This window comes from Pseudomonas sp. PA-4-8C (assembly GCF_021606625.1).
GTDB lineage: Bacteria > Pseudomonadota > Gammaproteobacteria > Pseudomonadales > Pseudomonadaceae > Aquipseudomonas > Aquipseudomonas lactis.
This window is the reverse complement of record NZ_WKCD01000096.1, coordinates 1-17,904: the sequence shown is the minus strand read 5'-3', so window position 1 is coordinate 17,904 and position 17,904 is coordinate 1. Positions and strand designations below refer to the sequence as shown.

The following is a 17,904-nucleotide window of genomic DNA, read 5'->3' as shown; positions in this document are numbered from 1 at the left end:
GCCTAAGATCAAAAGCCAGATCAAGATCACAAGCAGATCAAGATCAAGAGCGGCTCGCTTCGCATCGTGGTTACCGTTGAGCGCTACAGAGTTATTTAGATACCGCCACGATAGTGTCAGCAAGAACAGCTCAGAACATCGGCCGAGCCGAAGCCACTGCCACCACCACCAACCCGACAATCAAGTTAATCCCCACCAACCTGCGAATCTGCCCCAGCGCAGCCGCGCCTGCCGGCCAATCTTCAGCCGCCACCGCTGCCTTCAGCTCCGGGAATTTCAACGCCTGGATGCGGATAAACAGCGCCGTCATCACCAGGTACAAGCCCATCATCACCTGCACATAGCGCGGCGCGGTTTCAAAACCACTGAAGCGCAGGTGCAGCAAACCCATGCCGCTGATCGGCAAAAGCACCACCGCCACCCATACCCACACAAAAAAACGTTGAAACACATTTGCCCATAGCTTGAGCCGGGCAGGGCCCTCAAGTGCCGCCATGGCGGCGGGGCGCAGGATCATCCAGGCGAAAAACATACCGCCGACCCAGATCAAGGCGGCCAGTACATGCAGGGTATAAGCGAGGCTAAACGCGGTCATTGTGGTACTCCGTTCTGCGCGGGATTAATTAGCGGGGTATGATAGCGGCCGATCCGAACCACTGAAAATTTATCCAGCGTTTTTTGCGCCCGACTATCCATGATCAGCACTGAACTCAAAACCACGATCCAGGGCGCCTATTCGCGTTTTCTCGAAGCCAAAAGCTTGAAACCGCGCTACGGCCAACGCCTGATGATCGCCGAAGTGGCAAAAGTCCTCGGGGATATCGACACCGACGACGAAGGCCGCCGCGAGGGTGAGCCTGCGGTAGTAGCCGTCGAGGCCGGTACCGGTACCGGCAAGACCGTGGCCTACAGCCTGGCCGCGATCCCCACGGCCAAGGCCGCTGGCAAGCGCCTGGTGATCGCCACCGCCACCGTCGCGCTGCAAGAGCAGATTGTCTACAAAGACTTGCCCGACCTGATGCGCAACAGCGGCTTGAGCTTTACCTTCGCCCTGGCCAAGGGCCGTGGCCGCTACATGTGCCTGTCCAAGCTCGACGTATTGCTGCAGGAAGGCCACGCCCAAACCGCCACCGCCTCCTTGTTCGAAGAAGAAGGCTTCAAGATCGAGGTGGATGAGGTCAGCCAGAAGCTGTTTACCAGCATGATCGAGAAGCTGGCCGGCAACAAATGGGACGGCGACCGCGACAGCTGGCCCACTGCCCTGGAAGACTCCGACTGGGCGCGCCTGACCACCGACCACAGCCAATGCACCAACCGCCACTGCCCCAACTTCGGCCAGTGCGCCTTCTACAAGGCGCGCGAAGGCATGGGCAAAGTGGACGTCATCGTCACCAACCACGACATGGTATTGGCTGACCTGGCCCTGGGCGGCGGTGCGGTACTGCCCGACCCCCGCGACACCCTCTACGTCTTCGACGAGGGTCACCACCTGCCAGACAAGGCCATTGGCCATTTCGCCCATTACACGCGCCTGCGTTCCACGGCCGACTGGCTGGAAACCACCGCCAAGAATCTCACCAAGTTGCTGGCCCAGCACCCGTTGCCCGGCGACCTGGGCAAGCTGATCGAGCAAGTGCCGGAGCTGGCGCGCGAGATCAAGACCCAGCAGCAGTTCATGTTCAGCGCCTGCGAGCAGGTGGCGGACTTCAAGCCCGGTGAAGACGTCGAGGGCCGCGAGCGCCCGCGCCATCGTTTTGTCGGCGGGATGATCCCCGAGCACATGCGCGAAATGGGCATCGAGCTGAAGAAAGGCTTTTCACGCCTCACCGACCTGTTCACGCGCCTGACGGACTTGCTCAAGGAAGGCATGGATGGCGAGGTCAATATCGGCATCGCCAGTAACCAGGCCGAAGAGTGGTACCCCTTGTTCGGCAGCCTGCTGTCTCGTTCCCAAGGCAATTGGGAGCTGTGGACCGCCTTTACCGTCGAAGACCCGGAAGACAACCCGCCCATGGCCCGTTGGCTGACGCTGTCGGAAAGCGGTGCGCTGTTCGATATCGAGGTCAACGCCAGTCCGATCCTCGCCGCCGAAATGCTGCGCCGCAACCTGTGGAACGTCGCCTACGGCTGCCTGGTGACCTCGGCCACGCTGACAGCCCTGGGCACTTTTGACCGCTTCCGCATGCGCGCCGGCCTGCCGAAAAAGGCCGTTACCGCCGTGGTACCCAGCCCATTTCATCACGCTGACGCCGGCGTGCTGCGGGTGCCAGACCTCAAGGCCGACCCACGGGACGCGGCCGCGCACACGGCGGCGATCATTCGCGATCTGCCGTCGCTGGTGGAAGGCTCCCGCGGCACCCTGGTGCTGTTCTCGTCGCGCAAGCAGATGCAGGACGTGTTCGACGGCCTCGACCGCGACTGGCGCAAGCAGGTGTTTATCCAGGGCAACCTGTCCAAACAGGAAACCCTGAACAAGCACAAGGCGCGGGTCGACGGTGGGGATTCCAGCGTGTTGTTCGGCCTGGCCAGCTTTGCCGAAGGCGTGGACTTGCCCGGCGCTTACTGCGAACACGTGGTGATCGCCAAGATCCCCTTCTCGGTGCCGGATGACCCGGTCGAGGCCGCACTGGCCGAGTGGATCGAAGCCCGAGGTGGTAACCCGTTCATGGAAATTTCGGTGCCAGATGCTTCACTGAAGCTGGTACAGGCCTGCGGGCGGCTGCTGCGTACCGAAGAAGACCGCGGCACCATCACTTTGCTCGATCGGCGCCTGGTTACCCAGCGCTATGGCAAGGCGATCCTCAATGCCTTGCCGCCGTTCAGGCGCGAAATTTCTTAAGCCACTGTGGGCGGATTCGCCCACTGCGTGGTCTATCTCATCACTATCGTCAGGCCAGTCATCGGCCGTTTGGGAGAACTTTGTTCGTATGATCCGCACGCTGCCCGCTCTTTTTGCCCTGCTGTTCGCTGCGCCGTTGATGGCGGCGCCCGAGGGGCAACAAACGCTGTTCAACTTCGTCAGGCCTGCCGATGTGGTCAAGGTGGCGACCCAGGACGCCAGCCTGCCGCAATACAACGCCGAACAAACGCCCGAAGGCGAGGTGCTGCGCCGCATCACCTTCAACCCGGCTGCCGAGCCGAGCCTGGTGCTCAGCCCGCAGACCGGTACGTGGGACTGGTCGCAATCGAGCGCCATGAGCCTGCGTATCCAGAGCGCGATGAACTGGGCGCTGACCCTTTACGTCAAGGTGCAGAGCGCCGACGGCAAGACGCTCGTCAGCCGCATCGACCTGCCGGCCGGCCCGGCCCAGACGCTGCTCGTCCCGCTGCAAGCCAACTCCCCCCTGAGCCAGGGCATGAAGGCCGGCCCGCCGATGCCAATGACCGTGGATGGCCAGCGGGTGTTGCTGGCCGCCAGCGCCGGGGAAGTCGACCGCAGCCAGGTCGTCTCGGTGACCCTGTCGATGCTCAAGCCCAATGCCGCCCAAAGTATCCTGCTGGAGCGCTTCGGTGTGCAGGACAGCGCGCCGGTATTGAAGGCCGCCTACACTGAACTGGTGGATGCCTATGGTCAGTCCACCCGTGCACGCTGGCCGGAAAAGGTCAGCAGCGACGAGCAACTCAAGGCATCGGCTGCCAAGGAACAACAGCAGCTCAAGGCCTGGCTGGCCGAGCGGGACAAGTCCTCCCTGGATCAATACGGCGGCTGGAAAAAGGGCCCGGGCTTCGACGCCAGCGGTTTTTTCCGCACCCAGAAGCGCGACGGCCGCTGGTACCTGGTGACGCCGGACGGGCATCCGTTCTACTCCCTGGGGGTGAACACCGTGGCGCCGGACAACAGCCAGACCTACGTGGCGGGGCGCGAGTGGATGTTTGCGGCGCTGCCCAAGGCCGGCGAACCCTTTGACAAGTACTACGGCAGCGACGACAGCCGCACCGGCAACGGTGCCGGCGAAGGTCGCGGCTTTGGCTCGGGGCGTTGGTACGATTTCTATGCTGCCAACCTGCAACGCACTTACGGCGGTGACGCGTTGGACCAGCCACGCTGGGTGACCCATACCCTTGATCGCCTGCAAGCCTGGGGTTTCAACACCGTGGGCAACTGGAGCGATCCGGACCTGGCCACTGCCGACCGCGTGCCGTACACCTTGCCGCTGTCGATTGTCGGTGACTATGCCAGTATCAGCACCGGCACCGACTGGTGGGGCGGCATGCCCGATCCGTTCGACCCGCGCTTTGCCATGGCCACCGAACGCGCCGTGGCCATCGCGGCTCGCGATCACCGCGACGATCCGTGGTTGATCGGTTTCTTTGCCGACAACGAACTGGCCTGGGCCGGTCCTGGCGACGACGCAAAATCCCGCTACGCCCTGGCGTACGGCACCCTGCGCATGACCACCGACGTACCGGCCAAGCGCGCCTTCCTCAAGCAACTGCGCGATAAATACCGCAATGAAGAGGGCCTTTCCAAAGCCTGGGGCATTCAACTGGCTGGTTGGGAACTGATGGAAGACCCAGGTTTTGAGCCGCCGATGCCCAGTCCCGAACACCCGGAAATCGAAGCCGACTTCAAGTATTTCCAAAAGACCTTTGCCGACGCTTACTTCAAGACCATTTCCGACTCGCTGAAGTGGCACGCGCCCAACCAGCTGTTGCTGGGCGGTCGTTTTGCGGTGAGTACGCCGGAAGCGGTCGCTTCGTGCGCGCAGTATTGCGATGTGCTGAGCTTCAACATGTACACCTTGAAACCCCAGGACGGTTACGACTTCGCCGCGCTGCGTGCGCTGGACAAACCGGTACTGATCACCGAATTCAACTTTGGCTCTGCCGACCGTGGCCCGTTCTGGGGCGGCGTGACGCAACTGGCCCGCGAAGAAGACCGTGGCGCGGCTTACACCACCTTCCTCAAGCAGGCCGTGGCCGAGCCGTCGATTGTCGGGGTGCACTGGTTCCAGTACCTGGACCAGCCGGTCACCGGGCGTCTGCTGGATGGAGAAAACGGCCATTTCGGCCTGGTCGGCATCACCGATGTACCGTTCCAGGGCTTTGTCGAGACGGTGCGCAAGAGCAACCTGGCCGCGCTCGACCAGTTGGGCCGTGAGGCGCAAAAAGCCAAGGCCACCCAAGCGATGCGTGAAAGTGAAGCCGGCAAGCCGGGGCGCGACGGCAAAGGCGCGGGGCAGGGCGCTGGGCATGCTGGTGGGCACGCTGGGAATGGGCATTGATTCACCGTTGACGGGTTCACAAAACCTACAATGGCTGAAAGAATGGCGACCACTTTTCATGGTGTTTTCCGAGGGGACTTAGGTGCAGATTCAGGGTCATTACGAGCTGCAGTTCGAAGCGGTGCGCGAAGCCTTCGCCGCCCTGTTCGATGATCCTCAGGAGCGTGGTGCCGGGCTGTGCATCCAGGTTGGCGGGCAAACCGTCGTCGACCTGTGGGCCGGTACTGCCGACAAGGACGGTGCCGAGGCCTGGCACAGCGATACCATCGTCAACCTGTTCTCCTGCACCAAGACCTTCACGGCAGTGACGGCCCTGCAACTGGTGGCCGAAGGCAAGCTCAAGCTCGATGCGCCGGTGGCCGATTACTGGCCGGAGTTTGCCGCTGCTGGCAAGGAAACGATCACGCTGCGCCAGTTGCTCTGCCACCAGGCCGGGCTGCCCGCCATCCGCGAAATGCTGCCCACCGAAGCCCTGTATGACTGGCAATTGATGGTCGATACCCTGGCGGCCGAGGCCCCGTGGTGGACCCCGGGCCAGGGCCATGGCTATGAGGCGATCACCTACGGCTGGCTGGTTGGCGAACTGTTGCGCCGCGCCGATGGGCGCGGGCCGGGGGAGTCGATCGTGGCGCGGGTGGCACGCCCATTGGGGCTGGACTTCCATGTGGGCTTGGCGGATGAAGAGTTTTATCGCGTCGCCCATATCGCGCGCAGCAAGGGCACTATGGGTGATGAAGCCGCGCAACGGTTACTTCAAGTAATGATGCGCGAGCCTGCGGCGATGACTACCCGTGCATTTGCCAACCCACCGTCTATTTTGACCAGCACTAATAAGCCCGAATGGCGACGCATGCAGCAGCCTGCGGCGAATGGCCACGGTAATGCGCGCAGCCTGGCCGGGTTTTATAGTGGTTTGTTGGACGGTAGTTTGCTGGAAAGCGACATGCTCGAACAATTGACCCGCGAGCACAGTATCGGGCTGGATAAAACCTTATTGACCCAAACCCGCTTCGGCCTGGGCTGCATGTTGGATCAACCGCAGTTGCCCAATGCCACGTTCGGCCTTGGGCCCCGTGCATTCGGGCATCCAGGGGCAGGGGGCTCAGTCGGCTTTGCCGACCCTGAACATGATGTAGCCTTCGGTTTTGTGACTAATACCCTGGGGCCTTACGTACTTATGGACCCGCGTGCCCAGAAGTTGGTCGGAATATTGGCCGGTTGTCTATAAACCCCTTGCTGTTTCACAATTTTTTGTTACAAAGGCAAGTATAAAAAAGATGCTGAACGACATGTTGTAACTTGAATGTTCTTTTAGCGTCTGTTTAACGGGTCCCGCGACCCCCTGTTTTTTCTCATTTTGTGGATATCTCATGTTATCGAACAAGTCTTTGGCACTGGCGCTGTGCCTCACTATTACGGGTTGTGCACAAACTCCACAAAATGATGCCGAAGGTGGGCATTGGTGGTCATTTGGATCTGACAAAGCTGCAACCAAGGATCCAGTGGCCCAGACCGACGCCAAGCCGGATGCCAAGCCCGACGCCAAGCCGACCGCGGGTGCCAAGCCTGTTGAACCTGTCGCCGCTGCAGCAGCGCCTGCCAAGGCTGACACCGGTTACAGCTGGTGGCCGTTCTCCACCAAGAGCGCCGAAGAAAAAGCTGCCGACGCCAAGGCTGACTTGAAGGCCGACCTGAAGGCCGCAACCCCGGCCTCGGACGCGGCGCCAGTCGTCGCCAAGACCGACAGCGAGCCGCGTTGGTGGTGGCCGTTCGAAAGCAAGCCAAAGCCGTTGGCCAAGGTCGACGTGACCAACGTACAAATGCCTGACCCGAAGATCACCCAAGCCTGGCTGGACGAATACGAACCACGCTTGCGTGCGGCCATCAAGGACAGCAACCTGCAACTTGAGCGCCGTGACAACACCCTGGTGGTGATTGCCCCGGTAGACGGTTCCTACAACCCCAAGCGCCCGGCCATGTTGCTGCCGGTGACACTGGGCCCGTTCACGCGGGTGGCCAAGGCCGTTGAAGCTGACCCGAAAACCGCCGTACTGGTGCTGGGCCACGTTGATGCCACTGGCAGCGCTCCCGCCAGCCAGGCGTTGAGCAAGGAACGTGCGCAGTCCATTGCCTCGATTTTCAGCCTGAGTGGTCTGAAACAGGATCGCTTGATGCTGCGTGGCATGGGCGACCTTATGCCGCGTGCCGCCAACGACAGCAATCAGGGGCGTGCGCTGAACCGTCGCATGGAAATCATGTTCACTCAGCGTACAACGATGTTGGCACTGCTGAGCAAGTACAACTCGGGCAAAACTCCGCCCGTAGCTGAAATGGTCGCGGTGCAGAATGTGCCTGCGCCAGCACCGGCGGCAAAAGCGCCTGCCAAAAAGGCCACGGCCAAGAAAGCGGCCGCCAAGCCAGCGGCTAAAAAGGCTGCGGCCAAGCCGGCTGCCAAGAAGCCGGCTACTGCAAAAGCCAAGGCGGCACCCGCTTCGAACGACCAGGCGAAAAACTGAGCTGTTGAACCACAAGGATAAAGCCGCATGACCCAGGCACTGGCCGATATGCGCCGTGACTACACACGGGACGGTTTGAGCGAGGCCCAGGCCCCGGACGAGCCGTTTGCGTTGTTCCACCAATGGTTTGGCGATGCGGTTAAAACCGAACAGCCGCCAGTGGAGGCCAATGCCATGACGTTGGCGACGGTCGACCATGACGGTCGCCCGCACTGCCGCATCCTGCTGCTCAAGGGTCTGGATGCACAGGGCTTTACCTTCTTCACCAACTATCAGAGCGCCAAGGGTGAACAACTCGCGGCGCGGCCGTTCGCGGCCATGACCTTCTTCTGGCCAACTCTGGAGCGCCAGGTACGCATTGAAGGGCGCGTGGTCAAGGTCACGCCTGAAGAGTCGGATGCTTATTACCAGGTGCGCCCGTTGGGCAGCCGCCTGGGCGCTTGGGCTTCTCCGCAGAGCAAGGTCATCCGTGATCGCGAAGAGCTGCAGGCGCTGCTCAAGGCCACTGAAGAGCGTTTCAGCGATACCCAGCCCGATTGCCCAGAGCATTGGGGAGGGTACCGTTTACTGCCCGAGCGCATCGAGTTCTGGCAAGGCCGCGCCAGCCGCCTGCATGATCGCCTCAACTACCGTTTGCAGGACGGCCAATGGTCCCGCGAGCGTCTGGCGCCCTGAGCGGCACCTTTCGTCATCCCACCTGAATCAACACCGTTGCGTCGAAGTCTTTGTTCAAGAGACTTCGAGCGCTTTCGGCTGTGCGGCTACACTGATCGAGCCGGTTATGGCATCGTTCTGTACCCTGGCTTGGTTACCGTTCGTCGAGTTCTCTGGTGCTGGCAGTCTGTACTCAGGCTGAATGAAAGCAAGTTTCTGCCTGGCGCGCCGTGACACGCGCCAAGTCACAGCGTTTAATGAATACCTGTCCTTTGGAGTTGATGCTATGCGTAAGTCCGTTTTACTAGTTGCCTGCTTTACCACCCTGTCGTTGTTGTTGGGTGGCTGCGCCTCGAGTCTGACCGGCGACTCGTACTCTCGTGATGAGGCGCGTCGTGTACAGACCGTTCGCATGGGCACCATCGAATCCCTGCGTCCAGTGAAAATCGAAGGCACCAAAACCCCAATCGGCGGCGCTGCGGGCGCGGTCATCGGCGGCGTTGGCGGTAGCGCCATCGGTGGCGGCCGTGGCAGCATCGTCACTGCTGTGATCGGCGCAGTTGCGGGCGGCCTGCTGGGCTCGGCCACTGAAGAAGGCCTGACCCGCACCCAGGGCGTGGAAATCACCGTGCGCGAAGACGACGGCAGCATGCGCGCCTACGTACAAGCCGTGCAGGAAAATGAAATCTTCCGCATTGGCGACCGCGTACGCATCATGACCGTCGACGGTACCAGCCGCGTGACTCGCTAAGCCTTAAACTACAGGCGAAGAAAAACCCCCAACCGGGTGACCGGTTGGGGGTTTTTTTGTAGGAGCGAGCTTGCTCGCGAAAAACGTTAACGATAACGATAACGCGTGCTCAATGAACGCGGCGCCTGTAAGTTTTTCGCGAGCAAGCTCGCTCCTACTTCAATCATGCAACGATCGCTTTCTTGCGGCTTGCCATCGCCGTTACCGCATACCCGATAAAGGCTGCCAGGATCGACCCGGTCAGAATCCCCATGCGGTCTTCACCGGCAAACTCACTGGCGCCTGGCACAAACGCCAGGGAGCCGACAAACAGGCTCATGGTGAAGCCGATCCCGCACAGGATCGCCACGCCCATTACCTGGCCCCAATTGGCGCCGCTGGGCAGTGAGGCGATGCCGGTCTTGATCGCCAGCCAGGTGAGGCCGAACACACCGACGGTCTTGCCGATCAACAGGCCGGCGGCGATGCCCATGGGCACGGAGTGGGTGAAGCTTTCCAGGCTGACGCCCGTCAGAGAGACCCCGGCGTTGGCGAACGCGAACAGCGGCAGGATGGCGTAGGCCACCCATGGGTGCAGGGCGTGTTCCAGGCTCAGCAGCGGCGAGGTTTCGGCATTCTTGGTGCGCAGTGGAATGCAGAACGCCAGGGTTACACCCGCCAACGTCGCATGTACACCGCTCTTGAGCACGCACACCCACAGGATCAGGCCGATGATCATATACGGCCCCAGCTTGATCACGCCCAGGCGGTTCATCGCAATCAGCGCAATCAAGCACGCCCCCGCGCCCGCCAGGGATGCGGTGGACAGGTCTGCGGAATAGAACAGGGCAATGACGATGATGGCCCCAAGGTCATCAATGATTGCCAGGGTCATCAGGAACAGCTTCAGCGACACCGGTACGCGCTTGCCCAGCAGGGCTAAAACGCCCAGCGCAAAGGCAATGTCGGTGGCCATAGGGATCGCCCAGCCAGCCAGGGCGGCGGGGTTGTCCTTGTTCAGCGCCCAGTAGATCAGCGCCGGCACCACCATGCCGCCGATGGCCGCTGCGCCAGGCAGCACCACTTGGGAAGGCTTGGACAGGTGGCCATCCAAAAGCTCGCGCTTGACCTCCAGGCCGATCAGCAGGAAGAACAGGGCCATCAAGCCATCGTTGATCCAAAGCAGCGCCGGCTTGGCGATTTTCAGCGCGCCAACCTGTGCAACCACTGGCGTGTCGAGAAAGGCGTTGTACAGGTGCGACAACGGTGAGTTGTTGATAATCAGCGCCAAGGCGGCAGCGGCGATCAACAACAGGCCACTGGCGGCTTCCAGCTGGAAGAAACGGGTGAAAGTGCTACGCAGAGGCAAGGGATGCTCTCCAATCCAGGTTCAATAGGTGGGTACCCTAACCCGTACCGTTAGTTGTTAAAACAAAAGTTATATTCTTATTTGTTATAAGGGATGGCCCGGGACATCGGTGAGCCAAAGACTAGCAATTGTGTGTCCAATTGCGTCGTCACTGTATCTGTGTGGAGTGTAGGAAACATCTTAAGATCACCGCTGAAAACCTTTAGAGAAGCCACCATGAGCGACCACCGTACCTGGGCCCGCGAAGCCATTCGCATCATTGAAGCGGACTTCCAGCGCAGCGCCGATACCCACCTGATCCCGCTGCCATTACCGGGTTTGCCAGGCATCGAGTTGTACTTCAAGGATGAGTCCAGCCACCCCACTGGCAGCTTGAAACACCGGTTGGCGCGCTCGCTGTTTCTGTATGCGCTGTGCAACGGCTGGCTCAAGCCGGGCGCCCCCGTTATCGAAGCGTCAAGCGGCTCCACGGCGATCTCGGAAGCCTACTTCGCGCGCTTGCTTGGCTTGCCGTTTATTGCCGTCATGCCCGCAACTACATCTCAAGAGAAGATCGCCCAAATTGCCTTCTACGGGGGCAAAAGCCATCTGGTCCAGGACCCGACGCAGATCTACGCCGAGTCCGAACGCCTGGCCCAGGAAAGCGGTGGTCACTTCATGGACCAGTTCACCTACGCCGAACGTGCCACCGACTGGCGGGCGAACAACAATATTGCCGAGTCGATCTTCCAGCAGATGCGTTTTGAACAGCACCCGGAGCCGAGTTGGCTGATTTCCAGCCCTGGCACCGGCGGCACCACCGCGACCCTGGGTCGCTATGTGCGTTATCGCCAGCATTGCACGCGAGTGTTGTGTGCCGATGCCGAACGCTCGGTGTTCTTCGATTTCTACCAAAGCGGTGACGCGAGCCTGCGCCTGGACTGTGGCTCGCGGATTGAAGGGATTGGTCGGCCTCGGGTGGAGGCATCGTTTCTGCCGGCGGTGATTGATGCCATGGTCAAGGTGCCAGATGCATTATCCCTGGCGGCCATGCATTACCTGGCGCAGCGTTTGGGGCGACGGGTTGGCGGTTCCAGCGGGACTAATCTGATCGGTGCCCTGATGGCGGCGCAACAGATGAAAGCGTCGGGGGCGTCGGGGTCGATTGTCGCGATCTTGTGCGATGGCGGAGAGCGTTATGCCACGACCTATTATGATCAAGCGTGGCTGGCGGGGCAGGGCTATGAGCTGGAGGGTTTGATCGCGGCTGTAGCAGCAAGTGTCGAACGTGGTGAAGCGCTACCCGATAGCATCCTGCGCGCCAATATCTGACACCCTGCGAAACAGTGTGGGAGCTGGCTTGCCCGCGAACAGGCCCTCCCAGTCGATACACCTCTAACTCTCCTGCGCTCTGTAGGCCCCCGGCGTCAACCCCGTCCACTTCTTGAACGCCCGATGAAACGCCGATGGTTCGGAAAACCCCAATTGTTCGGCGATCTCCTGCAAAGACAAATCCGCCCGCCCCAAGTGGTAAATGGCGATATCCCGGCGTAACTCATCCTTCAATGCCTGAAAACTCGTGCCTTCTTCGCGCAGATGCCGGCGCAGGGTCTGTGGGCTGATGTGCAAGTGCTGGGCGACGGCTTCCAGGTCTGGCCAGGGTGTGCGGTCGCGGCTCAGCAGGCGGCGCAGCTGGCTGCTCAGGCTGTCGCCTTCATCCGGCCTGGATAACAAGTCGGCAGGGGAGCGCTGCAAGAAGTGCTTGAGGGTGCGTTCATCCTGCAACAGCGGCAAGCTCAGGTAGCGGCTGGGAAACACCAGGCTGCTGGTCGGCGCACCGAACACCTGGGGGCAGGGGAACAGCAGGTCGTATTCACCGGCATGGGCCGGCATCGGGTAACTGAAGGTGGCCTGCTGCAGCCGGATACGCTGGCCGATCAACCAACTGCCCAGCCGATGCCAGATCACCAGCAGGCATTCACTGAGAAAGTGGTCCGGGTCCCATAGCTGCGAGTCGTCCAGGCTCAGGCGCGCCATGTCGCCTTCTTTCGTCAGCTGCCAGCGCGGGCCTTGCGGGAACAGGCTATAAAACAATAAGCCGCGCTCCAGCGCCTTTTCCAGCGTGCGGCAATGAATCAGCGCGTGGCACATCATGGCAAAAGTGCCACGTTTGCTCGGCCCTTCGGCAAACCCCAGGTATTCGTCATCCAGCCCCAGCCAGAGCATTTGCAACAAGCGGGTAAATTGTTCTGGAGCGATGCGGGCGCGCGGCTCGGTCAGCAGTTCTGGGGTAATGCCCACCTGGTGCAACACCCCCGAGTAGTCAAAACCGACTCGGCGCGCACCGCCGAGGGCCGCTCGTGCGTAATGGCTGGCGATGGTACGTTCACGCATGCGAGGGCCTCATCCATGGAGTGGCGGATGGTAGCCATCACCCGGCGGGGCGACAAGGCGGATATCCGCCAAATTGTAGGACGAGACAGGGTGAGTGGGCGGAAATCCGCCACCTTGTTGCACGCCTCGGAGTCGCCCGTAAAACCCAAGCCCTGATGTCTAAAGGCCTTCAGCGCGTTTAAGCAAAGTGGCACGCTGTTTGCGATAGGGATTACAGCGCAGGCTTGTTCCTACAGGCTTGGCAAACAACAAATCCCTCCAGTGCAGGAGGGTTCGCAATTCAAGTGCCGTGGGCAATGGCGGATATTTGCCACACGGGACGATTGAGGAACTTTGCAATGACGACTCGTCAGCCAATCTACAAATCCCTGTATTTCCAGGTGATCGTCGCAATCGTTATCGGTATCTTGCTCGGCCACTTCTACCCGCAGACCGGCGTGGCCCTCAAGCCACTGGGTGACGGCTTTATCAAGCTGATCAAAATGGTCATCGCCCCGATCATCTTCTGTACCGTGGTCAGCGGCATCGCTGGCATGCAAAGCATGAAGTCGGTGGGCAAGACCGGCGGCTACGCGCTGCTCTACTTCGAAATCGTTTCCACTATCGCTCTGCTGATTGGCCTGGTCGTGGTCAACGTGGTGCAGCCGGGCGCCGGCATGCACATCGACGTCGCGACCCTGGATGCTTCCAAAGTGGCGGCCTACGTCACCGCCGGTAAAGACCAGAGCATCGTGGGCTTTATCCTCAACGTCATCCCGAACACCATCGTCGGCGCGTTCGCCAATGGCGACATCCTGCAAGTGCTGATGTTCTCGGTGATCTTCGGTTTCGCCCTGCACCGCCTGGGTGCCTATGGCAAGCCGGTGCTGGACTTCATCGATCGCTTCGCCCACGTGATGTTCAACATCATCAACATGATCATGAAGCTCGCGCCAATCGGTGCCCTGGGTGCCATGGCGTTCACCATCGGCGCCTACGGTGTAGGTTCGCTGGTGCAACTGGGCCAATTGATGATCTGCTTCTACATCACCTGCATCCTGTTCGTGGTGCTGGTGCTGGGCGCTATCTGCCGCGCTCACGGTTTCAGCGTGTTGAAGCTGATCCGCTACATCCGTGAGGAACTGCTGATCGTACTGGGCACCTCTTCTTCGGAATCCGCACTGCCACGCATGCTGATCAAGATGGAGCGTCTGGGCGCGAAGAAGTCCGTGGTCGGCCTGGTGATTCCAACCGGTTACTCCTTCAACCTCGACGGTACGTCGATCTACCTGACCATGGCGGCCGTGTTCATCGCCCAGGCGACCGATACCCACATGGACATCACTCACCAGATCACCCTGCTGCTGGTGCTGCTGCTGTCGTCCAAAGGCGCTGCTGGCGTGACCGGTTCGGGTTTCATCGTACTGGCCGCCACCCTGTCGGCCGTTGGCCACCTGCCGGTTGCCGGCCTGGCGCTGATCCTGGGTATCGACCGCTTCATGTCCGAAGCCCGTGCGCTGACCAACCTGGTGGGTAACGCCGTTGCCACCATCGTTGTGGCCAAGTGGGTCAAGGAACTGGACACCGACAAGCTGCAAAGCGAGCTGGCGTCTGGCGGTACCGGTATCTCCGAAACCCGCGAGCTCGATGACCTGGGCGTGGCTGAAGGCCCGGCGCCTGTCGTCAAGTAAGTGGCTGCTGGCGTGAACTGACGCCAACGCTATCGGCAAACGCCCCGACTGGTTCGGGGCGTTTGCGTTTCTGGCGGGATACAACGGATATTTTTGGTTTACAGTGAGCGCGACAGTACTTACCGGAGGCCTGATGGACAGTGTGGATCTGAACGTCCTGCGCAGCGTGCTGCAATGGCGCCGCGCCGGGCAGCGCGTGATGTTGTACAGCGTGGTGCAAACCTGGGGCAGCGCGCCGCGCCCGCCGGGGGCGATGCTGGCCCTGCGCGGTGATGGTGTGGTGATTGGCTCGGTGTCGGGCGGTTGCATCGAGGATGACTTGATCGCGCGCCTGCAGGACGGCCGCTTGCCTGCTGATGGCCCGCCCGTGCAGTTGGTGACCTACGGCGTCACACGCGATGAGGCCGCACGTTTTGGCCTGCCCTGCGGCGGCACCCTGCGGCTCACCGAGGAGCGCGTGGAGGAGTGGGGTTGGGTCGAAGCGCTGCTGGCGCGTTGTGAAGATCATCAGATTGTCGCTCGCGAGCTGAACCTGGCCACCGGCGAGGTGACCTTGAGCGCCGCCAGCAAGACCGACGTGGTGAGCTTCGACGGTGAACGCTTGCGCGCCATCTATGGCCCGCGCTGGCGCCTGCTGTTGATCGGCGCCGGGCAGCTGTCGCGTTACGTAGCGCAAATGGCACGTCTGCTGGATTTCGAAGTGCTGATCTGCGACCCCCGCGAAGAGTTCGTCTACGGCTGGGAAGACCAGCATGGCCGCTTTGTGCCGGGCATGCCCGACGAGGCGGTGTTGAATATTCATACCGATGAACGCACGGCCATTGTCTGCCTCACCCACGATCCACGTCTGGATGACATGGCGTTGCTGACGGCGCTGAACTCCACGGCGTTCTATATCGGCGCCCTGGGTTCGCGGGTCAATACCCAGAAACGTCGGGAGAACCTGGCTGCGCTGGGCTTGTCGGCGGAGGCCATCGCGCGTTTGCACGGGCCGATCGGCCTGCACATCGGCAGCCATACGCCGGCGGAAATTGCGCTGTCGCTGATGGCGGAAATTGTTGCGATCAAGAACGGGGTGGCACCGATGCAGAAAAAGCCGTTGGCGGTAGCGGCGCAGTGACCGTTACAGCGATTGTGTTGGCAGCGGGGCAGGGCAGTCGCTTTCGCGCCGAAGCCGGGGCGGATCAAGACAAGTTACTGGCTGCTTGCGTGGGGCTGGATGGCGTTATCCGGCCGGTCATCGAGCAGGTGCTGGTTAACCTGCCCGCGACGCTTGTTGAACGCTGGGTGGTGACCTCACCGGAGCGCCATGAGGTGATTCGTTTAGCTGACGCGCACGGTTGCAAGGTCCTGCTGTTGGAATCGGCCGGTATGGGCGACAGCATTGCCGCTGCCGTTGCGGCCAGCGCTTCGGCGGATGGCTGGCTAGTGGTGTTGGGTGATATGCCGTTTATTCGATCCGCGACGATCGAGCGTGTGCTGGCCGATCCGGAAAACATCACAGTACCTGTGCATGCCGGGCAGTATGGGCATCCGGTGGCTTTTGGTCGTGTATTCGGGCCTGCATTGATGGCGTTGACCGGGGACCGTGGCGCGAAGCCTTTGTTTGCACAAGCACAGGTGCGGGGCGTACAGGTGGATGATCCTGGGGTGCTATGGGATGTGGACGTGCCGCAACGGTTGAGTTTCAGCGTCGAGCGCTAATACCTGTAGGAGCGAGCTTGCTCGCGAGAAACGTCAATGATAAAGCGTGCTTCCTGAATGAACGCCGGGCCTGTGAGTTTTTCGCGAGCAAGCTCGCTCCTACAGGCATTAGGGCAAGCCCCTCCCGCACTTGAACAGCCGTGTGTTCGAATCTTTTGCAAAAAAAAGCCCCGCCTGATTGCTCAGGCGGGGCTTTTTAGTGGCGGATGGAATCAGACGAGGGGTTTAGGCTCTTCTTCCACGGCCTTGTGCTCTACCGCCTGGGCAGCCGCTGCGGCAGCTGCTTCGGCTTCCTTGCGGCGACGACGCACTTCACGCGGGTCGTTCGGGGCACGGCCATTTTCGGTAAGGGCGCTGGCAGGTGCAGCTTCAACCACAGGGGCGGCCACTTCGGCAACCACCGGGGCTTCAACTTCAACCACGGGCGCAGGCTCCGCAACCGGCGTCGGCTCAACCACAGGGGCTGGCTCGGCGACGACTTCAGCAACCGGTGCCGGTGCTTCTTCTACCACTGGGGCAGGTGCTGGCGCTTCAACCGGGGCAGCCGGTTCGGCGGTCCACTGGAAGGCGGTCTGTTCTTCGCGAACTTCACGCACGGCCGGGGCTGCTTCTTCGACCACCGGAGCTTCTACAGCCGCTTCGACTACTGGCTGAGGCTCAACCATTGGAGCCGGTTCAACGGCAACCGCTTCAGTTTCCGGCTGTGCGTCGCGAACCGGGGCAACTTCCACTTCCGGAACCACTGGGGCTTCGACAGGGGTCGTGGCTTCAACGACTGGCACTTCAACAACCGGCGCTTCAACCGCTGGGGTTTCGGCGGCTGGTGCTTCTACGGCAACGGTGTCTTCGACAGCAGCGGTAGCGCGCTCGGCTTGCTCGTGAGCCTGGGCTTCAGCGGGGGCGCTGATGACCGAGCTGGCAACGGCAGCGGTAACGGCTAAGCCGGCAGCCAGCTCGGCGCCTGTTGGCTCGTTGTTGGCAGTTTCTGCGTTCTCGCCGGTTTCTTCCGAACCTTCGATTACGTTGCCGTTGGCATCACGCTGACGCTCACGACGGTTGCTGCGACGACGCTGGCCACGGGAGCGGCGGCGTGGACGATCGCCTTCGGCGTTGTCCTGGCCGTCTTCCTGCAGTTGCTCTTCGCCGGTCAGTACTTCTTCTTCGCTGGCGGCAGCGGCTTGCTCGGCGCGTGGTTGACGCTCTTCACGTGGCGGGCGCGGTTGGCGCTCTTCACGGGGGGCGCGCTCTTCACGCGGCTGGCGGGCCGGGCGTTCTTCGGCGGTAACGGCTGCGGCAGCGGCAACGGCAACGGCAGGTGCCGCGTCCAGAGGCTCGCGCAGTTCACGCACACGTTCTTCACGCTCGCCACGTGGCTTGCGGTCTTCACGTGGAGCGCGTGGGGTACGTGGGGCGCGCTCTTCACGCGGTGCACGTTCTTCACGGGCTACGGTCGGGGTGTCTTCACGGGCTTCGCGAGGCGCACGCTCTTCACGTGGTGCGCGGTCTTCACGCGGGGCACGTTCTTCGCGAGGCTTGCGCTCTTCGTCACGGCGGCCGTTGCGGTTACGGCTCTGCTGGCGACCGTTGCGACGTTCTTCGTTGCGCGCCGGGCGCTCGGCGGCAGGTTTTTCAACCACAACCGGGGCAGCAGGCTCTTCCTTGG

General features: G+C 61.4%; 13 protein-coding genes and 1 pseudogene. 10 read left to right on the top strand and 4 right to left on the bottom strand.

Translation table 11 applies throughout. The annotated features are described in order from the left end of the window. Nucleotides 1-130: 130 nt before the first annotated feature. On the bottom strand, nt 131-595 hold the full coding sequence (locus GIW04_RS16030; RefSeq protein WP_034134924.1) for a CopD family protein: 465 nt from the start codon (nt 593-595) through the stop codon (nt 131-133). Nucleotides 596-694: 99 nt separating this feature from the next. Here GIW04_RS16030 and dinG point away from each other — a divergent pair, with 99 nt between their 5' ends. The 6 genes from dinG to GIW04_RS16000 all read left to right on the top strand — a co-directional run bounded on the left by dinG (nt 695) and on the right by GIW04_RS16000 (nt 9,146). Then, complete coding sequence (dinG, locus tag GIW04_RS16025) at nt 695-2,839, top strand: ATP-dependent DNA helicase DinG (protein WP_003189244.1); 2,145 nt, start codon at nt 695-697, stop codon at nt 2,837-2,839. A gap of 88 nt (nt 2,840-2,927) precedes the next feature. Next, a complete protein-coding gene (locus GIW04_RS16020; RefSeq protein ID WP_034134926.1) occupies nt 2,928-5,225 on the top strand; it encodes a beta-galactosidase in 2,298 nt (765 codons plus the stop codon). A gap of 82 nt (nt 5,226-5,307) precedes the next feature. Next, on the top strand, nt 5,308-6,453 hold the full coding sequence (locus GIW04_RS16015) for a serine hydrolase domain-containing protein (protein ID WP_057711882.1): 1,146 nt from the start codon (nt 5,308-5,310) through the stop codon (nt 6,451-6,453). 142 nt (nt 6,454-6,595) lie between these two features. After that, entirely contained in the window at nt 6,596-7,741 is a 1,146-nt protein-coding gene (locus GIW04_RS16010) for an OmpA family protein (protein ID WP_120247609.1), read from the top strand. A 27-nt stretch (nt 7,742-7,768) separates the two neighbouring features. Continuing rightward, a complete protein-coding gene (gene pdxH, locus GIW04_RS16005) occupies nt 7,769-8,416 on the top strand; it encodes a pyridoxamine 5'-phosphate oxidase (protein WP_094775250.1) in 648 nt (215 codons plus the stop codon). A 265-nt stretch (nt 8,417-8,681) separates the two neighbouring features. Beyond that, nucleotides 8,682-9,146: a glycine zipper 2TM domain-containing protein gene (locus tag GIW04_RS16000; RefSeq protein ID WP_003189251.1), complete on the top strand. Its 465-nt coding sequence runs from the start codon at nt 8,682-8,684 to the stop codon at nt 9,144-9,146. A gap of 163 nt (nt 9,147-9,309) precedes the next feature. On the opposite strand, the gene nhaA is transcribed toward GIW04_RS16000, so the two are convergent. Next, on the bottom strand, nt 9,310-10,494 hold the full coding sequence (gene nhaA, locus GIW04_RS15995; RefSeq protein ID WP_003189252.1) for a Na+/H+ antiporter NhaA: 1,185 nt from the start codon (nt 10,492-10,494) through the stop codon (nt 9,310-9,312). Between the two features lie 216 nt (nt 10,495-10,710). Here nhaA and GIW04_RS15990 point away from each other — a divergent pair, with 216 nt between their 5' ends. After that, nucleotides 10,711-11,805 (top strand): PLP-dependent cysteine synthase family protein, encoded by a 1,095-nt coding sequence (locus GIW04_RS15990; RefSeq protein WP_003189254.1) that lies wholly within the window; start codon nt 10,711-10,713, stop codon nt 11,803-11,805. Between the two features lie 63 nt (nt 11,806-11,868). Here the strand turns inward: GIW04_RS15990 and GIW04_RS15985 are convergent, their stop codons facing one another. Continuing rightward, entirely contained in the window at nt 11,869-12,867 is a 999-nt protein-coding gene (locus GIW04_RS15985) for an AraC family transcriptional regulator (protein ID WP_003189256.1), read from the bottom strand. A gap of 338 nt (nt 12,868-13,205) precedes the next feature. Here GIW04_RS15985 and GIW04_RS15980 point away from each other — a divergent pair, with 338 nt between their 5' ends. The 3 genes from GIW04_RS15980 to GIW04_RS15970 all read left to right on the top strand — a co-directional run bounded on the left by GIW04_RS15980 (nt 13,206) and on the right by GIW04_RS15970 (nt 16,241). After that, on the top strand, nt 13,206-14,537 hold the full coding sequence (locus GIW04_RS15980; protein ID WP_003189258.1) for a dicarboxylate/amino acid:cation symporter: 1,332 nt from the start codon (nt 13,206-13,208) through the stop codon (nt 14,535-14,537). A gap of 133 nt (nt 14,538-14,670) precedes the next feature. Beyond that, nucleotides 14,671-15,657, top strand: coding sequence for an XdhC family protein (locus GIW04_RS15975; RefSeq protein WP_120247610.1), 987 nt, complete (start codon nt 14,671-14,673; stop codon nt 15,655-15,657). Beyond that, on the top strand, nt 15,654-16,241 hold the full coding sequence (locus tag GIW04_RS15970; RefSeq protein WP_003189260.1) for a nucleotidyltransferase family protein: 588 nt from the start codon (nt 15,654-15,656) through the stop codon (nt 16,239-16,241). The genes GIW04_RS15975 and GIW04_RS15970 overlap by 4 nt, the downstream gene beginning before the upstream one ends. A gap of 212 nt (nt 16,242-16,453) precedes the next feature. Here GIW04_RS15970 and GIW04_RS15965 read toward each other — a convergent pair. Beyond that, nucleotides 16,454-17,904: pseudogene (locus GIW04_RS15965) on the bottom strand (ribonuclease E); the annotation flags it as partial.